Origin of the sequence: Psychrobacillus sp. FSL H8-0510 (genome assembly GCF_038008345.1) — a bacterium.
Lineage (GTDB): Bacteria > Bacillota > Bacilli > Bacillales_A > Planococcaceae > Psychrobacillus > Psychrobacillus psychrotolerans.
Genome location: NZ_JBBOYZ010000001.1, coordinates 533,843 through 551,874, shown reverse-complemented (window position 1 = coordinate 551,874; position 18,032 = coordinate 533,843). Strand labels below are relative to the sequence as shown.

The window sequence follows — 18,032 nt, the reverse complement described above, 5'->3', positions numbered from 1 at the left end:
CGATTAATCCTCTTGTTTTTCGGTCTCCGGTTCAGTTACTTCTTCTCTTTTTGTAATAGTCAATTTAACTATGCGACTACGATCCATTTCATTGATCTCGACCATTAGATTTTCATAGGCGAATTGTTCATTCTCTTCTGGCACATGGCCTAACTGATCTAAGACAAAGCCACCTATCGTTTCGTTTTCATTCACAATTGAAATGTTGAATAGCGAATTGACTTCTTCAATTTCCATTCTACCTGCACAGACTAAACGGCTTTCTGTCATCTCATGCACAAGAATTTCTTCGTCATTATCTGTTTCATCTTCAATTTCTTGCCCTATCATTTCTTCTATTAAATCTTCATGCGTGACGATACCAAGTGTTCCGCCATATTCATCTAAAACAACAGCCATATGTTTTTTGCGAGTCAGCATCAATTTAAATACTTTCTCCACACTTAAAGTTTGTACGACAAATAATGGATCTTTATCGATAAATGTATCAATCCCTACAGAAGTATCCATAGACCATTCGATAAACTTTTTCGAGTAAAACATACCAACAATAGTATCCAAGCTATCGTCATACACAGGATACCTAGTATAATGATGCTCCAAGATGGTATCTCGAACATCTTCATATGTAGCTTCCATAGGAATACCAACTACTTCTGTTCTATGAGTAGATAAAACATCAGAAACGTCCTTATTCGGAAAATCCAGCATTCCTTTAATACGTTCTGATTCGTCGTCTTCAAAAGTTCCGTCGGTTGAAGCAAGATCAACCATCGATAGTAACTCTTCTTTCGTAATTGTCGTCTCTGTTATTGCTCCTTTTGAACCAATGCGAATAAATAGATTCGTTATTTCAGCTATAAACGCGGTAATTGGACGCAAAAGGATAACAAGGAAACGTATCAGTGGTGACACCACATATACAACCCGATCCGAAAATGTTGCGGCAATTGTTTTAGGAAGTACTTCACAAAATAAAATAATAAAGACGGTTAATATCGCGATTGACCAGCCAATATGCCATGCAAAGTGTTCTGCGATTAATATTAAAATGACAGCCATACTTATATTGGCTATTGTATTCCCTACTAAGATAGTAATGATCATACGGTCCGGCTTTGATAGCAGTGCAAGTAGTTTCTCCGATTCTTTGTCTCCTTGTTCTGCTCTTAGCTGGACCTTCGTCCTATTAACTGTCATTAACGCCGTTTCACTACCTGATAGAAAAAGCGATACAAGTATTGAAATAGCAAAAAGTACAAATTCTATGTACAAAATTGTTGCCTCCTGTGAGTATTAAATACGTTCATATGTTTCTTACTACTATATCATATTGTGATTTTAGTTGTCACAAAACTAATATCGATCATGACTAATTATACCGAGTATAATGATAAATTATGCTATACTATTTCTATTCACGAAACTTTTTGAAAAGAGGGATTGTAATGAGTCAACTAACTACATTAGACCATTATTTCACAGAGAAAAGAGAAGAACATTTAGAAGAACTGAAACAATTTTTACGTATTCCAAGTATTTCTTCTTTATCTGAACATAAAGCTGATATGCAAAAAGGTGCTGAGTGGCTTGCAGATTCTCTAACTAAAGCAGGTTTAGACAATGTGGTAGTCGATAAAACTAGTGGCCATCCCGTCGTCTATGCTGATTGGTTACATGCAGAAGGTAAACCTACTATGCTTATATACGGACATTATGATGTTCAACCAGTAGATCCACTTCACTTATGGGATAGCGAACCATTTGAACCACAAGTGAGAGACAATAAATTATATGCTCGTGGGTCAAGTGATGATAAAGGACAAGTATTTATGCATGTAAAAGCTATTGAAGCACTTCTTCAAACAAATAAATCCTTACCAGTAAATGTTAAGTTTTTAATAGAAGGTGAAGAAGAGGTTGGTAGCCCTAATCTTGAAGAATATATTGAAAATAATAAAGCAAAACTTTCAGCAGACGTTATTGTCATATCTGATACGGGTATGCAAGGTCCTGGTCAACCAGCAGTGTGCTACGGGTTACGTGGGTTATGTGGCGTTCAAATTGATGTCAAAGGTGCAAAAGGCGATCTTCACTCTGGTCTCTATGGTGGCGGTGTTCAAAACTCCATCCACGCACTAGTTTCTATCTTGGAATCTTTCCGTGATGCAGAAGGAACGATTGAAGTAGAAGGTTTCTATGACAATGTTCGTCCTTTAGCTGATGAAGAAAGAGAAGCTTATGCTTCCCTTGGCTTCAATGAAGATGATTTGAAGGCCGAAGTTGGTGTCGATGAATTATTCGGTGAAAAAGGCTTCACTCATTTAGAACGAGTGTGGGCACGACCTACTTTAGAGATTAACGGTGTCTTCGGAGGTTTCTCGGGTGAAGGTATTAAAACAGTTCTTCCAAGTGAAGCTGGGGCAAAAATAACTTGCCGCCTAGTGCCTGATCAAGATCCAGATGAAATTGTTGCTAAATTAAGAGCACATATTGAAAAAAACAAGCCAGTTGGAGTTGCTGTTACCCTTACAGAATTCGATAAAGGTAAGCCGTTCATCACTCCTTTCGACCACCCTGCTATTCAAGCTGCTGGGCGTAGTTATGAAAAAGTGTATAACGTTCCTACAGCATATACTCGTGGCGGAGGATCTATTCCTATTGTAGCTGCATTTGATGAAATTCTTGGACTTCCAGTCGTATTAATGGGCTTCGGATTATCTTCAGAAAACTTCCATGCACCTAACGAGCATTTCCATTTAGAAAATTTCGACCAAGGGCTTCGCGTAATTGGTGATTATTATTTCGAGTTAGCTGAGCTTTCAAAAGAAGATTTAAAAAAATAACTATGAACACATGGGTTTTCTAATCCATGTGTTTTTTTATGCACTAAATATCTAAAAAAAGCGCGTGAGAGACCTATGCCTCTCACCCGCTTTACTTTTAGTTATTCTTTTTTTTCAAATATCGTTACTAGGTCTTCCACGCCCTTGCGATCTCTTGGTTTTGGCATTTCATCAAAGTATCCGACTTGTAGCATACTAATAATACGTTCCCCAGGTTGAATTCCAAGTGTTTTTCGGAACAATGGATTATCTAAATATCCGGGCGTTTTCCAACAAGATCCAATACCTTGATCCCAAGCTAGTAATTGGATGTTTTGTACAAGCATGCTTGCTGCTGCATAATCCTCTAAACGTTCTTTTTGACGAGCATCCTCAGGAACTACAACAAAGACGTAACCTCCAGGAGTAGTAAATTTCTTCATTTGCTTTTCTAAGTCTTCTTCAGAAAGCTCATTCCATTTTGGAATTGCAAATTCCTTAAGTACAGTATATAAATCTTCTAATTCTTTCCCACATGCCACGATAAATCTCCATGGCTGTCTCAATTGATGGTTGGGCGCCCAAACAGCATCATCTAAAATAGATAACAACATTTCTCTATCTACAGGCTGTCCATTAAATAATTTTATAGATCTTCTTTGAATTATCGCATCTCGTACTGTCAGTGATTGCACCATTTACTATTCCATTCTCCCTTTTCACTAATAGTTATTTTCTCCATCATACCAATTTAATCATTTATAAGAAAGTGACTTGATTTTTTCCGTTTGACTTAGAAGCGTATAAAGCCTGATCTGCTCTTTTTATAAGCTCTTCTTTATGAACAAACGAATGATTTTCTGTAGAGGATACCCCAATACTAATTGTGATATAAGTCGAGTTAGAACTTTGCTCATACTTTTGTTCCTCCACTGCCAGACGAACATTTTCTGCAAACTGGATGATCTCTTGAACAGAGTAATCCATTAGAACAATAGAAAACTCCTCCCCTCCGTATCTAGCAACAAAACTATTTGGTATACAGAGATCGTTCAAAAGTTGAGCAAGATTAATCAACAAATGGTCCCCTGCAACATGTCCTTTTTGATCGTTATACAATTTAAAGTTATCCACATCAATCATTAAAACAGCTAATAGCTTGGTAGACAATCGTGCTTCCTCGAAATAGATAGTCAAATGTTCTTCAAAGTACCTCCGATTATATATACCAGTCAAACCATCTAGTAAAGTCAATCGCTCTAGTTCTTCATTTTTTTGATAGAGCTCTTCCGTTCTGTCTTTTATCTTTTCATCTAATGATAAGTTCAATTTTTTCAAATCAAAAGAAAGGTCCTCCGCTTCATTTAATTTTAGCGCAAATTCACGACTTAAATTGATCGACTGTATTAATACATAAAAAAAGAATCCAATAGTCACAAACGGAAGAGATTCGATAAAGTTCAATGATGCGAATACATCATTTACAACTGCTGCAAAGAATACCATGATTGCTATTAAATTAACGAGTGCAGTTGGTCGCTTCCTCCTATAGGCTAGTAGAACAACATATAGATTATAAATCATATATATTCCCAAAATGATAAAAACATATTCTAATAAAGAACTATAAAAACTTGGCTGCGACACTAAAGTGAGAACTATGCATACTAACGAAATAATTACGCCAATTAGTACTGGCGTCTTCTTCATTTCTTTTGGATACATGGACTTTCCTAACAGTAAGTAAAGTAAAAACAATAAATAAATTGAAATTATCTCTATACGATGTCCCCAGATCCATGGAACATCTGTAAATATCTTGTTGTAATAGTATGGCATTTTAAAGAGCGAGTATATGGCGATCACAATATTAATCAACCCGAAATAAAGGAAGACCTTCTCCTTTCTTCTGAACAAGTAAATAAATATTTCATAAACGCCCATTATTAGAATACCTCCAATTATAAACATGGAGGTTGCCAGTTGAATATTGTGAGTATACATTACTTTCTCAGGTGTCCCTATATAAACTGGGTTAAATGCTCCACCAAATTTGTGTGTAAAATTAGAAACATGTAATACGATATTTATTTCCCTATCCCTTGGTGTAAAATAAACTAAACGATCGGAATATTCCGGAATACTTGTTTCTTTACTATTTCCAACATACCCATTAGATGCTATTCGCTCTCCATCTACCGTGAGCGTATAAGAGGTTCCCTGATTGACGGTAGTAATCGCTAAAGTATTCCCTACTTTGTCTATTGGTAAAATCACTTTCAAATAATATGTGCCATAACCATGTGCTGTATAAACCGAATCCTCCCAGTAAGATGGTACATTTATGTTAGGTGGATTCATTTTTTTCGTACGTTCTTTTATTTCGCTTTCATTCAGTAACTCTTCCCAAAAAAACTCCCATTCTCCATTGAGAGGTATTTTGTTGTTAGCTGAGAAATTATCGTTAGATAAAACTAGAACTCCATCTTTTGCTTTAGGTAAATTATTTTCGGAGTTCGTACAAGATGCAAGTAAAAATAATAACGGAATACATAACAAATATAATTTAAGCTTCAAAAAGTATTCCCCCCTTTACTAACAAATAGAATATATATTGAGGTGACAATATGCTCTTATATTGGTTATTAAGTTATACAGTCGGTAATTTTCTTTCAGCATGGTGGATTGGCAAATGGAAAAAAGTCGATTTAAGTAAACAAAGAAGTGGAAATCTTGGCGCAAGAAATGCGGGTGCTGTGCTTGGTAAATCTGCATTTCTTCTTACCTTCTTGGGTGACTTTTTAAAAGGTGTCCTTGTTATTTATATCGGTTTTTATCTTCAGTATCCACTGGAATATATAGCCGCTGGCGGCCTAGCAGTAATTTTAGGACATCTATTCCCTTTTTGGTTAAAAGGGCGTGGGGGTAAAGGGATTGCCACGTTCATCGGTGTCTCCATGATTATACAACCACAATTGTTTGGGATGTTAGTCCTTTGTTTTCTCGCTTTAATACTGCTATTCAGAAGTGCAACCCTTAGTATGACTGTTGCATTTAGTGCATATGCTATTTTAATATGGATAATTCCTGCATTTTATTTTCTTTGGCCGGTTTCTATTGCCATTATCATTATTCTCATTCGTCACCGCTTCGACATTGTAGAATCTTGGGAGGAAAGATGGTGGAATAAGAAAGCATAATACTATTACTTTCATAGTATTTTCCTTGATTATACAATTATAAAATATGTATTCGTATGATATAATTACTATTATTTAAATACTAAACAAGATAGGATGTTCAAAATGACTATGAATAAAATCGCGTGGTTAATCGATAGTAGTGCGTACTTGAGCAACACACTAAAAGACCACCCCGATGTATACGTAATCCCTATCAATATTCATTTTGGATTAGAGCAGTTTGTAGATGGTGTAGATCTTACACACGAACAACTATACGATCGTATACGAAATGGAACAGCGTCTATTAAAACTTCTCAACCTTCCGCAGGTGAATTTGCTCTGTTGTATGAAAAATTAGGGAAAGAATATAATTCTATCATAGCAATTCATGTCTCTAAAAGTCTTAGCGGAACACTTTCTTCCTCTATTAGTGGAGCTGGTATCGCACAAGTTCAAGTTGAATTTATTGACTCCCTTTCCTTATCTGCTGGGATTACAGGATTAGTTGAAAGAGGTCTGCAATTACAAGAAGCAGGTCAATCATACCAGGAAATTGCAGCAGCATTAAGAGGAATGGTATCGAAGTTTCGCAACTATATTCTAATAGGAAATTTAACTCAACTATATAAAGGTGGAAGGCTAAGTAGTGTACAATTCTATTTAGGAAGCCTCCTTAAAATAAAACCTGTTATTCAAATTACTCCACAAGGAGAGCTTAAGGAATTAGATAAGGTACGTTCTCATAAAAAAGCAATCCAGTATCTCATCAATAAGGCAGTTGAAGCCTCGGTAAATGATGGTTTACAACATGTATATATAATGCACGCGAATGCCGAGCAGCAAGCAAATGATTTAAAAGAAGCCATTTTACAACAAGCACCACATTTACAGTTTACAATTGGCGAGATTAGTACATCCCTAGCAGTACATGCTGGAGAGGATACAGTTGCGTTACTATGGTATTTGTAGGAACTAAACAAGATATAGCTCATATTAAAAGACTTCCGAATATCTATTTTTCGGAAGTCTTTTGACAATTATTATATTATTTTTACCGAAAGTTTTCCCATTAAAACTTATCTTTTATATGGAAAAATATATACTTCGTCCTCGGTGTATGTGCATAAGAATCCTCGTAGCTCCAGTATCTATTGCGGCTATTATTTGTATGGGCATTAACGTAAGGAACACCATTTTGAACACTTGTTACTATGGTCGAGTGATCATATCTGCCATCGCCTTGGAAATCATAAAAAATAAGATCCCCTGGGAGTAACTGATCAGGCGAATTTACTTGTGTTGCTTGCAAACCCTTTGTAGAGCCTGCTAAGTACCAACGCAATGAATGCGGAGTGCTCCAACTCAAACTCCATGTTTCACTGCTCAACCACCACCCTCTCTCCCTGTTGGGTTGCCCTCTCATTGGAGCCCCTCCTGCAAACAGGCATTGTGAAATATAATTAGTGCAGTCCACATCGAACATTGGAAACCTTGGATTATTACTGTTCCACCATTTCTGTGCATAGGCTACTGCAGCCTCACGATTGTATGTCGCCAATTTTCATCCTCCCTCTATTTTGTTTATATGATTAAACAGGAAATATATGCTAGTATGGAATAAATGAACTAATTAATTTTTTCGACAAATTACTTTTAGAAAGGAAGATGGTCCGTGAAACAGCATGCAGAAAAAGAAATTTCAGAGCCCACTCTACTTTGCGATAAAAAAGGTAATTTGAACCCCAAGGCAATTGGATATGCAAAGAAGCCTCTAATTGAAAGCAACTTGAAAGGTCATTATATGCGCAAGAAGAAATGGAATTATTGGTGTGTTTTTGGGGACGATATTCTTTTTTCTGCGACGATTAGTCACCTAGATTACGCAGCAGTTTGCTTTGTCTATTTCCTTAATTATGAAACACAACGTTATGTTGAAAAGACAGTTACGATTCCCCTGGGAAATAAACTAAAAATGCCAACAAATATATTAGAAAGTATTCAACTTCATTCCAAAGAAATGTCTATCCAACTAATGTATATACAAAACGAGACGCATATGACCGTAACAATTCCTGATTTTGATGGAGACTTATTACATGCAGATTTACATATATCTCATCCAATTGAAGATGATTCGTTAAATGTTGTTATTCCTTGGAATCGGCAACAATTTCAATTTACTGGGAAGCACCATACTCTACCGACGACCGGTTTTGTAAAGATTGGAGATTCCCGCTTCACATTCCAGCCAGAGGACAATTTTGCTGTTCTTGACTATGGTAGAGGAGTTTGGCCAAGAGCTGCTATTTGGAACTGGGGATTTGCTTCTCAACGAGTTGGCTCCAAAAGAATTGGTTTAAATTTTGGAGCCAAATGGACAGATGGTACAGGTATGACGGAAAACGCGATTTTCATAGATGGTAAAATGACCAAAATTCATGAAGACTTACTTTTTACATACGATACAAAAGACTTTATGAAACCATGGAAAGTCCATACAAAATTCTCTGAAGATGTGAATATGACATTCACTCCCTTTTTCCACCGGATTGCTAAAACGGATATGAAATTTATATACTCCGAGGTAAATCAAATGATGGGTTATTTCAATGGTAGAATTCAATTAGAAAATGGACCAACTCTTGAAGTAAAACAATTACTCGGATGCATCGAAGAACATCAAGCTAAATGGTGAGTGGCAAGAAAAAGAGGATCGCGACTAATGTCACGATCCTCTTTTTCCTTTAGTACACCTTTGCTAGTTGGAATTGTAAGATTTTCCCTGGTACGTTTTCTGCATAAAAAAAGTTGTCTCCAGTAAGTATTGGTTACTTAGAGACAACTTTTTTAGGTAGGAGAACCTTATGCACCCATGTTATACGAGTTGCTTCACTAACTTTTTATTTCGTTCTTTAAATACTTCATTGTGTGAGGAGACCATTGCAAATTTGTTAGCATCTGGTTGGATATATTGCTTTGCCTGATTCACTGCATTAGCTGCATCTTGGAATGTCCCGGCTATTAGATTTACTTTGCCTGGATATTGGATGATATCCCCTGCTGCATAAATCCCAGCAACAGATGATTCCCCTCTACTAGTACCTTTCACATAGAAATCATCTGCAATATCAATGGATATTTTACTCTTTTTCAGAAGTTCTGCATCCTGATCATAGCCATGATTAATAATAACCTCATCGACTTCTACTTGAATAACCTCGCCTGTCTCATTGTTAAGAACTGCAACTCGTTCTATCATGTCATGATTTGCATTAGCGAATAGCTTAGTAATCTTCGTATTGAAAAAGCAGGTTACAGAGCTTTCTAGCAACTGAGTTACCTGTGCTTCATGACCATTTAACGAATCTTTACGATAAGTCACATATACTTTTTTGGCAATAGGCTCCAATTCATTTGCCCAATCAATTGCTGCGTTTCCTCCACCTGAGATAATGACTGTCTTATCTTTAAAACGTTGAATTGATTTGACTGTGTAGTTTAAGTTGCTGACCTCGAACCGCTCCGCCCCTTCAATTTCTAGTTTGGTAGGCTTCAAAATCCCACTTCCTACTGCAATGATAATAGTTTTCGAAAAATGTTCCACTCCTGAAGCGGCGTGCAAAACAAAAATACCGTCTTCTCGGCGAGTAATGGACTCTACTTTCTCATTCACTACAACTTCTGGGTCGAACGTTAGTCCTTGTTGAACTAATTGTTCGATTAATCGTTCACCGGAAATTGGAGTCTGGCCACCTACGTCCCAAATCATTTTCTCCGGATACACATGCAACTTTCCACCTAATTGAGGTTGGAACTCTATAATTTTCACTTTCATTTCTCTTAAACCACTATAAAAAGCAGAATACAACCCCGCTGGACCTCCACCAATAACCGTCACATCAAATACATTATGCATTTTTTTAGTCTCCTACCCCTAAAAATTATTTGTTGACATAAGTTGAATAATTAAATATAGTTGCTAATATGATAATGATAATCGTTATCAGTAAATTTAGCAAGAATTAGTTTGGAGGTATTTAAAATGGTTCGTTTATATACGGACGATTTATCCATTGGCTACGGTGAGCAACTGATCGTAAAAGATTTAACTGTACAAATTCCAAATCAGAAAATAACTACAATAATTGGACCTAACGGATGCGGGAAGTCCACCCTGCTTAAAGCTATTACACGTATCATTTCTCATCAGTCTGGTACGGTCGTATTAGATGGTAAAAATGTATCCAAAGAAAACACGAAAGTTCTTGCCAAAAAGATGGCAATTTTACCTCAGACTCCAGAAAGCGCTAGCGGTCTAACAGTAGGTGAATTAGTTTCTTACGGACGCTTCCCATATCAAACAGGTTTTGGTCGGCTTTCTCAAAAGGATTATGAAGTAATAGATTGGGCAATGAAAGTTACAAACACAAGTACTTTTAAGTATTTACCAGTTGATTCTCTTTCTGGCGGTCAACGTCAACGCGTATGGATAGCGATGGCTCTTGCACAAGAGACGGAGATTATTTTTCTTGATGAGCCTACCACTTACCTAGATATGGCGCATCAATTGGAAGTTCTTGAACTTCTGCAGCGTCTAAATCAAGAGGAAAAACGCACCATTGTAATGGTATTACATGATTTAAACCAAGCTGCACGTTTTGCAGACTATATCGTGGCTTTAAAGGACGGACAAATTGTGAAAGCTGGTCCTTGTGAAGAAGTTATCACAAAAGAAGTGTTACGTGGTGTCTTTAATATAGATGCCGAAATCGGAATAGATCCACGTACGGGCAAACCAATGTGTATTACATATGATTTACTAAAAGGGGAATAGACAGATGAAAAAGCTAATATTGCCGATTACAATCTTACTAGTACTTATCTTAGGTGCTTGCAACAGTGAAACCACTGATACACCAGCAAATGAAACGAAAGATGAACCTACTACCATTACATATGAATCTGAAACTGGACCGGTAGAAGTTCCAGCAGATCCTAAACGAGTTGTCGTTCTTTCAACTTATGCAGGAAACGTAGCTGCACTAGATGTAAATTTAGTGGGAGTTGATTCATGGTCAAAATCTAATCCTGGATACGATGCATACCTAGCAGATGTGGAGGAAGTATCGGAAGAAAACTTAGAAAAAATTATTGAATTAGACCCAGATTTAATCATCGGATCCTCTACTACTCAAAACTTAGATAAAATTAAAGAAATTGCACCGACAGTCACATTCACTTATGGAAAAGTAGATTATTTGACGCAGCATTTAGAAATAGGAAAACTACTGAATAAAGAACAAGAAGCACAAACATGGATTGATGATTTCAAAGAACGTTCGGCAGTAGCTGGAGAAGAAATTAAAGCAGTAATTGGAGAAAATGCTACTGTTTCAGTTTTCGAAAACTTTGACAAACAATTATATGTCTTCGGCGATAATTGGGGTCGCGGAACAGAAGTTCTTTATCAAGCAATGGGTCTAAAAATGCCTGACAAAGTAAAAGAAATGGCTTTAGAGGCTGGATATTATGCGTTATCTTTAGAAGTTCTCCCTGAATATTCGGGAGACTATGTGATTTTAAGTAAAGTCGCAGATCAAGATAACTCTTTCCAAGAAACAGATGTTTTTAAAAATATTCCTGCTGTTAAAAACGGCCAACTATTTGAAGCAAATGCAGAAGAATTTTACTTTAATGATCCTATATCATTAGACTATCAATTGGAGTTCTTTAAAGAAAGTTTCTTAAACAATAAGTAATAATAGTGGAGGAATTCTATTGGGATTCCTCCACTATTTTTGTAGAAAGGATAACATGATGAAAACCTCTATTCATTTTAGTTTAAAGTTTGTTATTGGGCTTATTTTATTGGTAGGAATGTTCTGTGTTTCAATGGTTTTTGGCGCAGCTTCGACATCCTTACAAGATGTATGGCAATCAATTTTTACTGGTGTCAAAAGCGATTCTATCAATATATTAAGAGAGCTAAGACTCCCTAGAGAAGTTGCAGCAATGTTGGTTGGTGCTGCTTTAGCGGTGTCAGGTGCTATTATGCAAGGTATAACGCGCAATCCCCTCGCCGATCCTGGATTATTAGGATTGACATCGGGTGCGAACGCAGCCCTCGCTATTAGCCTTGCACTAATTCCTGGGATAAATTACTTTGGTATCACTATTGCATGTTTTATAGGAGCTGCAGTTGGTGCAGTGATGGTATTTGGTATTGGGGCAACGAAAAAAGGTGGCTTTTCCCCTCTCCGAATAGTTCTAGCTGGTGCAGCAGTATCCGCGTTTTTGTATGCTGTTGCCGACGGAGTGGGAATCTATTTTAAGATTTCGAAAGATGTCTCTATGTGGACAGCGGGTGGATTAATAGGAACTTCCTGGAGTCAGCTCCAGATGATTACTCCCTTTATCGCTATGGGAATCGTTGTAGCACTTTTACTATCTAGACAGTTAACTATTTTAAGTTTAAATGAAGAAGTAGCAGTCGGACTTGGGCAAAAAACTACTCAAACGAAAACAATTTTATTTATAGTTGTTATTCTACTTGCCGGAGCCTCTGTAGCACTTGTAGGAAATATGGCTTTTGTTGGTTTAATGGTCCCTCATATTGTTCGATCAATAGTTGGAACAGACTACCGTCTAATTATTCCTATGTCCGTTATAGCAGGAGCATTCCTAATGCTTATTGCTGATACAATTGGACGAACTATAAATATTCCGTATGAGACACCAGTCGCTGCCATTATAGCTATTATGGGATTACCTTTCTTTTTAGTGATCGTTCGTAAAGGAGGGCGTATTTTTCAATGATTCATCGTCAGCAAGTTAAAAAACAACGTATACTTTTTATTGTTTTACTATCGTTGATCGTTATTACTGTTTTTATAAGTGCAGGTATTGGTTATTCTACCCTAACCTTTAATCGTCTATTACCAACTTTTTTAGGGCAAGGCACATTTAAAGAGGAATTTGTTTTGTTCTCTGTTCGCTTACCAAGAATTATCATTACAATCCTTGCTGGAATGGCTTTAGCGCTATCTGGTGCTATTTTACAAAGCATTACACGTAATGATTTAGCAGATCCCGGTATTATTGGGATTAACTCCGGAGCCGGAGTGGCAGTTTCAATTTTCTTCTTATTCATACCGATTCAATCTGGTTCTTTTGTATACTTACTACCTTTAGTGGCATTTGTTGGCGCTTTGATTACTGCAATTTTTATATATATCCTTTCGTATAACCGAGGAACAGGGCTACAGCCAGTTCGATTAATTTTAGTTGGTGTTGGATTCTCTATGGCTCTTTCAGGCTTAATGATTGTCTTTATCTCTTCAGCTGATCGTCAAAAAGTAGACTTCATTGCTAATTGGATGGCAGGGAATATTTGGGGTGCGGATTGGCCATTTATTTTGGCACTTTTACCTTGGCTAATCGTACTTATTCCGTTTACGTTATATAAGGCAAATAAACTAAACTTACTCAACTTAAATGAACCTGTAGCAATTGGCGTAGGTGTTGCAATTGAGAAGGAGCGTATTACCCTTTTATTAGCCGCTGTGGCTCTTGCAGCATCTGCAGTGTCTGTAACTGGAGGAATTGCTTTTGTAGGCTTAATGGCCCCTCATATTGCCAAATCATTAGTTGGACCACGTCATCAATTATTCATCCCTATTTCTATCCTCATTGGTGGTTGGCTCTTGCTATTTGCTGATACTATCGGTCGCAATGTTATCGAACCAAATGGTATACCAGCCGGAGTAGTCGTTGCTTTAATAGGGGCTCCTTACTTTATGTATTTATTGATGAGAAAGTAATTATTTAGTTTACTCTTTTACAATTGGAACTCATTTGCTCAGAAGTTTTTAGAACGTAGCAGTGCAGATTAATTTAAATAGATGCATTTCCCAGTCCACAAGTAATCTTCAGATGAACGCGAGTATACAATACTGTCGCGCAAGTAAATAATTATACAAAAAAATGGACTACGAATTTTTCTCGTAGTCCATTCAGACTGTAGACAAACTCAATTTTAGGGGTATAGAGTTGAATATTAAACTCGGTAAGGCCCACCACTTTGCTTTCCGTGGGCTTGGCTTCAGCCTCCTCGTCACTACGTTCCTGCGGGGTCTTCAGCTCAAGCTTTCCCCACTGGAGTCTTCGTGGTGGACCTTGCCTTATAAACAGTTCCAATAGAGTATTCAATTCTTACTTTTAATAGGATGAATAAACATCCTTAGGAACATTTATTACTATTCATAACCGTTTATAAAAATACCTTTGTCGTCAAATTGAATGGACTACGAATATTTTTCGTAGTCCATTTTCTTATGATTGAAGGTATTTCCACATTTTCTCTGGGTAGTCCGTGAAAATAGCATCTACCCCAATTCGCTTTAACAAATCTGCATATTTTTCATCATTGACTGTAAAAACACGAACTTTTTTACCACTTCCAATTGCTTCTGCTCCCATTTTCCTAAGAACTGTCGGGAAAAATGCATGTAAGGCATCTGCTCCTACTACATCAGCATATTTGTGCGGTTCAATCATAACTTCCATAAAGAGTACAGCCGTTTCTATAGGTGGAGCCAATTGTTTAACATTCCGAACCATCTCATGGTTGAACGAGGAGATTACGACACGAGCCTCTAATCGATAATCCTTTAACATTTGTAGCACTGCCTGCTCCATACCTTCATATGGAAAAACGTCAGATTTCAGCTCTATATTTAGATGATGAGGTGTATCTTTAAATACATATAGCACTTCTCTTAGCGTGGGGATTGTTTCTTTTTTAAATTCGTGGGAGTACCAAGAACCAAAGTCAAATTTCTTTAATTCAGCTAATGTCATATCTTTGATAAACCCTGTTCCATTGGATGTACGATTGATGGTTTCATCATGTATTACAACCAATTCATGGTCTTTCGTCATATGAACATCGAATTCCACACCATGTATTGGTAGTTTTGCAGCTGCTTTAAAAGCTGCGATTGTGTTTTCTGGATGCGTACCTGAAGAACCTCGATGGGCATAAATTTTCATGGAGCCTACCTCCTTGTACTATATTCACTTTATTATACCTCTTTGTTTTTTGTATAAGAAAGCACAAATCACCAGCTTTTATTCCTCTTCTAAAATGTCTTTCAAAAACTTTTCTCTATTTTGTAAAAAGTATTTCGTCAGTTGAAAATGGTCCGTTTCTTCATATTCTATTTCTGTAATTTCCCCGTTGTCAAAACTTAGAATAACAGCTTCCGGGTAACCTAATAAAATAGGTGAGTGTGTGGCGATGATAAATTGGCTATCATCTTCTTGTACTAAGTCATGTAGAATTCTTAGAAACGCTAGCTGACGTGCTGGTGATAAAGCCGCTTCCGGCTCATCTAGCAAATAAATACCTCTACCTCTAAATCTATTAGAGAAAAGCGAGAAAAATGCCTCTCCATGAGATTGATGGTGTAAGGATTTTCCGCCGTAAGGACCAGTTCCCAGTGTATCTATATGAGTGGCAAAATTATAAAATGACTCCGCACGAAGAAAGAAGCCATTGGTAACTTTCGGAAGCCAGGAGAGCCTTATATAATCTCCAAGTGATGATTCTGATGCATCTACCTCGTAAAAGTTATTTCTTCCTCCTCCAGCCGTATTGAATTCACATTTATCTGCTATAGCTTCTAACAAAGTAGATTTTCCCGATCCATTTTCTCCTACGAAAAAAGTAACTTTGTTGTGTAAATCTAGTTGATCTAAGTTTTTGATAGATGGTATAGAAAATGGATACTGATTATAAGATGAAATATTATCTCTTTGGAGTTCAATTCTTCTTAAAAACATCCTTTCACCTCAATCCATAATTAGTTTGTTACTATATGTATTAGCTAACTCTTTTATAAATTCATATCCTCTATCTACGAACGGTTCCATACCAAGGTCTAAGTCTCTCCAGGTACTTCCCTGTCTAATACACTAAGAATGGAGAAGTTTATATGCCAATTTAATATTTGCTTTCAGATAAACTGGCAAGTCTGGATTATCTAAAATTTCCTGTGCCGATACCCAATAAACTTCACTCACCTCATCCAGGCATTTAGCATAAGGTATGCCAGATTCATGCTCGCAAAGAAAAACAATGTCTACGACAGTTAAACCCGTATCAGTTACAAATAAAGTACTGTTAACATACCTAAGATTGGAAACCTGTACACCCACTTCTTCTGAAATTTCTCTTTTTAGCGTTTCTTCTAATATATTGGAAGATATCCCATCTTTCTCTACCTTACCTCCAACAAGAGATAATAACCCTCCTGCGTGCTCTTCTTTTTCACTTCTTCTTATTAACAGCCACTTATCATTTTGGTAGATTGCCCCTTCAACATTAACGATGAACATTATCTTCCCCCCTCATTTTGTATATTCTATATAGCAAAAGTCTTTTCCTCTATTTGTACCTCTTATCTTGAAGAAATGATTATCCTCTCTGTTCCATTTAATTGAAGACGCTGTTTAAGAAAAAGGTCAATTAATCGATTATGGATATTTTTATAAGAATTGATTTATACTTTAGAGGATTGATATGAAAAGGAGTAGATTAAATGGAAAAGTTAGCGACATTCTTAATGTTTCAAGATGACAATGCAGAAGAAGCGATGAATTATTACACAAACCTTATCGAGGATTCTCAAATTACAAGTATTGTTCGTTACGGACCTAATGAATCTGGAAAAGAAGGAACGGTAATGCAGGCTACTTTTACTTTAAAACAGCAAGAATTTATGTGTATTGACAGTCATGTGAAACATCAATTTTCTTTTACTCCTTCAGTCTCCATATTTGTTACATGTGATACGGAAGAGGAACTGAACGATCTTTATCAATCACTCAACGAAGGTGGACAAACACTCATGCCTTTAGGTGACTATGGTTTTAGTAAAAAGTTTGGTTGGCTAAATGACCGTTTCGGAGTTTCATGGCAACTAAATCTCCCAAAATAATAGAAAAACCTTTTTTTCTCCTCCTAATATCAAAAATAATAATATAATTTCTAACGACATGCCTTAGTAAACACAAGAAAAGGGCTTGGAAGTTCTCCAAGCCCTCTCTATTTCAATATCAGCAACCTATTTTAACATTGCCTAATTTAGCAAACTTCTTGTATAAAAATGAGTATTACTCACTGTCGTAAATCCAGCTCTTTCATAAATAGACAATGCCTGAGTATTATCAGTTTCTACATCCAAATAGACCGATGTTTTCCCCATACGATTAGCTTCGTTTTTACTCCAGTTTAATAAGGATGTTGCCACACCATTATTACGTGCATTTTCATGAACAGCAAGCCCTGTCGCCCATAGCTTTTCGCCTTCCTCAACTACAGTAACTGTTCCGACTACTTCACCTTGTAAGTAAGCAACCATCAAATGACGATTTGGCGTTTGAGTATTAAAAGCAATTAACACTTTAGATTCTTCTTCCGTGTCGCCAAATGCACTTACTAATACGTCAACGACCTCTGACTCTTCTTTGGTGTATTCTAATACTTCGACTTCACTTTCTATTTCCACTTTTCTCATCGCAGTTGCTACCATTGTTCGCTCTTGAAAATCAAAAGCATATCCAAGTTTATGCAGTAGCTGCTTACCTGCTTCCGAGCTTTCTGGATTTAAAGCGATATCTGAAACAGCTGCTCTTACTTCTAGATTTTTGCCCAATTCTCTTACCAGTCTTTCGCCTATCCCTAATCTCCGAACACCAGGTAGCACAACACTACTCCATTCAAAATCGAGTGTCGCTATTCGATCAATGGACGTTAACACGCCAACCAAACGGTCGCTATCGTCCTCATAGGCTAATATGCAAAAACCCTTTGTATAGAAGTCGGATAGCTCCCCTACATTTAGCAGAGAAGTATAATCCACTTTATCCATGTTTTCTGCCTCAACTATCAATTCCGTTATTTCTTCCATTGTCTCCTCGTCTAAAGGAAAGGACACAGTCATTATAGATATATTCATTT

At 36.9% G+C, this 18,032-nt stretch carries 18 protein-coding genes; 9 read left to right on the top strand and 9 right to left on the bottom strand.

The annotated features are described in order from the left end of the window. Positions 1–3 precede the first annotated feature (3 nt). Positions 4–1,275, bottom strand: a complete 1,272-nt coding sequence (locus tag MHI40_RS02730) for a hemolysin family protein (protein ID WP_340761417.1) — start codon at positions 1,273–1,275, stop codon at positions 4–6. 173 nt (positions 1,276–1,448) lie between these two features. Between MHI40_RS02730 and MHI40_RS02725 the strand changes: the two genes are divergently transcribed. Further along, entirely contained in the window at positions 1,449–2,846 is a 1,398-nt protein-coding gene (locus MHI40_RS02725) for a dipeptidase (RefSeq protein ID WP_340761416.1), read from the top strand. Between the two features lie 101 nt (positions 2,847–2,947). Here MHI40_RS02725 and MHI40_RS02720 read toward each other — a convergent pair whose 3' ends face one another. Both MHI40_RS02720 and MHI40_RS02715 read right to left on the bottom strand, forming a co-directional pair. Then, on the bottom strand, positions 2,948–3,523 hold the full coding sequence (locus MHI40_RS02720) for a nitroreductase family protein (RefSeq protein ID WP_340761415.1): 576 nt from the start codon (positions 3,521–3,523) through the stop codon (positions 2,948–2,950). Between the two features lie 61 nt (positions 3,524–3,584). After that, positions 3,585–5,402 (bottom strand): sensor domain-containing diguanylate cyclase, encoded by a 1,818-nt coding sequence (locus tag MHI40_RS02715; RefSeq protein ID WP_340761414.1) that lies wholly within the window; start codon positions 5,400–5,402, stop codon positions 3,585–3,587. Between the two features lie 50 nt (positions 5,403–5,452). On the opposite strand from MHI40_RS02715, the gene MHI40_RS02710 reads away from it, so the two are divergent. After that, complete coding sequence (locus MHI40_RS02710; RefSeq protein WP_340761413.1) at positions 5,453–6,025, top strand: glycerol-3-phosphate acyltransferase; 573 nt, start codon at positions 5,453–5,455, stop codon at positions 6,023–6,025. Positions 6,026–6,130: 105 nt separating this feature from the next. After that, a complete protein-coding gene (locus MHI40_RS02705; RefSeq protein ID WP_175496209.1) occupies positions 6,131–6,979 on the top strand; it encodes a DegV family protein in 849 nt (282 codons plus the stop codon). Positions 6,980–7,079: 100 nt separating this feature from the next. Here the strand turns inward: MHI40_RS02705 and MHI40_RS02700 are convergent, their stop codons facing one another. Next, complete coding sequence (locus MHI40_RS02700) at positions 7,080–7,568, bottom strand: amidase domain-containing protein (protein ID WP_340761412.1); 489 nt, start codon at positions 7,566–7,568, stop codon at positions 7,080–7,082. Between the two features lie 114 nt (positions 7,569–7,682). On the opposite strand from MHI40_RS02700, the gene MHI40_RS02695 reads away from it, so the two are divergent. Next, a complete protein-coding gene (locus tag MHI40_RS02695) occupies positions 7,683–8,705 on the top strand; it encodes a DUF2804 domain-containing protein (protein ID WP_340761411.1) in 1,023 nt (340 codons plus the stop codon). 180 nt (positions 8,706–8,885) lie between these two features. On the opposite strand, the gene MHI40_RS02690 is transcribed toward MHI40_RS02695, so the two are convergent. Next, positions 8,886–9,926, bottom strand: a complete 1,041-nt coding sequence (locus MHI40_RS02690) for an NAD(P)/FAD-dependent oxidoreductase (protein ID WP_093535915.1) — start codon at positions 9,924–9,926, stop codon at positions 8,886–8,888. A 126-nt stretch (positions 9,927–10,052) separates the two neighbouring features. Between MHI40_RS02690 and MHI40_RS02685 the strand changes: the two genes are divergently transcribed. From MHI40_RS02685 to MHI40_RS02670, 4 genes are read left to right on the top strand one after another with little or no spacing between them, the layout of a single operon-like run. After that, a complete protein-coding gene (locus MHI40_RS02685) occupies positions 10,053–10,844 on the top strand; it encodes an ABC transporter ATP-binding protein (protein ID WP_340761410.1) in 792 nt (263 codons plus the stop codon). Between the two features lie 4 nt (positions 10,845–10,848). Continuing rightward, positions 10,849–11,769 carry an iron-hydroxamate ABC transporter substrate-binding protein gene (locus tag MHI40_RS02680; RefSeq protein ID WP_340761409.1) on the top strand — a complete coding sequence of 307 codons (921 nt, stop codon included), beginning with the start codon at positions 10,849–10,851 and terminating at the stop codon, positions 11,767–11,769. Positions 11,770–11,824: 55 nt separating this feature from the next. Beyond that, positions 11,825–12,826, top strand: a complete 1,002-nt coding sequence (locus tag MHI40_RS02675; protein WP_340761408.1) for a FecCD family ABC transporter permease — start codon at positions 11,825–11,827, stop codon at positions 12,824–12,826. After that, a complete protein-coding gene (locus MHI40_RS02670; RefSeq protein WP_340761407.1) occupies positions 12,823–13,830 on the top strand; it encodes a FecCD family ABC transporter permease in 1,008 nt (335 codons plus the stop codon). Before MHI40_RS02675 ends, MHI40_RS02670 begins: the two co-directional genes overlap by 4 nt. Positions 13,831–14,341: 511 nt before the next feature. On the opposite strand, the gene MHI40_RS02665 is transcribed toward MHI40_RS02670, so the two are convergent. From MHI40_RS02665 to MHI40_RS02655, 3 genes are all read right to left on the bottom strand, one after another. Then, positions 14,342–15,061, bottom strand: coding sequence for a glycerophosphodiester phosphodiesterase (locus tag MHI40_RS02665; RefSeq protein WP_340761406.1), 720 nt, complete (start codon positions 15,059–15,061; stop codon positions 14,342–14,344). Between the two features lie 78 nt (positions 15,062–15,139). Next, complete coding sequence (locus MHI40_RS02660) at positions 15,140–15,853, bottom strand: AAA family ATPase (protein ID WP_093535925.1); 714 nt, start codon at positions 15,851–15,853, stop codon at positions 15,140–15,142. A 132-nt stretch (positions 15,854–15,985) separates the two neighbouring features. Next, on the bottom strand, positions 15,986–16,408 hold the full coding sequence (locus tag MHI40_RS02655) for an NUDIX hydrolase (RefSeq protein ID WP_340761405.1): 423 nt from the start codon (positions 16,406–16,408) through the stop codon (positions 15,986–15,988). Positions 16,409–16,611: 203 nt separating this feature from the next. Here MHI40_RS02655 and MHI40_RS02650 point away from each other — a divergent pair, with 203 nt between their 5' ends. Further along, entirely contained in the window at positions 16,612–17,010 is a 399-nt protein-coding gene (locus MHI40_RS02650) for a VOC family protein (RefSeq protein ID WP_340761404.1), read from the top strand. A gap of 141 nt (positions 17,011–17,151) precedes the next feature. Here the strand turns inward: MHI40_RS02650 and MHI40_RS02645 are convergent, their stop codons facing one another. Then, positions 17,152–18,030, bottom strand: a complete 879-nt coding sequence (locus MHI40_RS02645; RefSeq protein WP_093535931.1) for a GNAT family N-acetyltransferase — start codon at positions 18,028–18,030, stop codon at positions 17,152–17,154. Positions 18,031–18,032 lie beyond the last annotated feature (2 nt).

Excerpts from the sequence above, each read along its gene's own strand:
- MHI40_RS02725 (WP_340761416.1), top strand. The coding sequence starts at position 1,449 with ATGAGTCAACTAACTACATTAGACCATTATTTCACAGAGAAAAGAGAA.
- MHI40_RS02720 (WP_340761415.1), bottom strand. The coding sequence starts at position 3,523 with ATGGTGCAATCACTGACAGTACGAGATGCGATAATTCAAAGAAGATCT.
- MHI40_RS02710 (WP_340761413.1), top strand. The coding sequence starts at position 5,453 with ATGCTCTTATATTGGTTATTAAGTTATACAGTCGGTAATTTTCTTTCA.
- MHI40_RS02705 (WP_175496209.1), top strand. The coding sequence starts at position 6,131 with ATGACTATGAATAAAATCGCGTGGTTAATCGATAGTAGTGCGTACTTG.
- MHI40_RS02690 (WP_093535915.1), bottom strand. The coding sequence starts at position 9,926 with ATGCATAATGTATTTGATGTGACGGTTATTGGTGGAGGTCCAGCGGGG.
- MHI40_RS02685 (WP_340761410.1), top strand. The coding sequence starts at position 10,053 with ATGGTTCGTTTATATACGGACGATTTATCCATTGGCTACGGTGAGCAA.
- MHI40_RS02680 (WP_340761409.1), top strand. The coding sequence starts at position 10,849 with ATGAAAAAGCTAATATTGCCGATTACAATCTTACTAGTACTTATCTTA.
- MHI40_RS02675 (WP_340761408.1), top strand. The coding sequence starts at position 11,825 with ATGATGAAAACCTCTATTCATTTTAGTTTAAAGTTTGTTATTGGGCTT.
- MHI40_RS02670 (WP_340761407.1), top strand. The coding sequence starts at position 12,823 with ATGATTCATCGTCAGCAAGTTAAAAAACAACGTATACTTTTTATTGTT.
- MHI40_RS02665 (WP_340761406.1), bottom strand. The coding sequence starts at position 15,061 with ATGAAAATTTATGCCCATCGAGGTTCTTCAGGTACGCATCCAGAAAAC.
- MHI40_RS02660 (WP_093535925.1), bottom strand. The coding sequence starts at position 15,853 with ATGTTTTTAAGAAGAATTGAACTCCAAAGAGATAATATTTCATCTTAT.
- MHI40_RS02655 (WP_340761405.1), bottom strand. The coding sequence starts at position 16,408 with ATGTTCATCGTTAATGTTGAAGGGGCAATCTACCAAAATGATAAGTGG.
- MHI40_RS02650 (WP_340761404.1), top strand. The coding sequence starts at position 16,612 with ATGGAAAAGTTAGCGACATTCTTAATGTTTCAAGATGACAATGCAGAA.
- MHI40_RS02645 (WP_093535931.1), bottom strand. The coding sequence starts at position 18,030 with ATGAATATATCTATAATGACTGTGTCCTTTCCTTTAGACGAGGAGACA.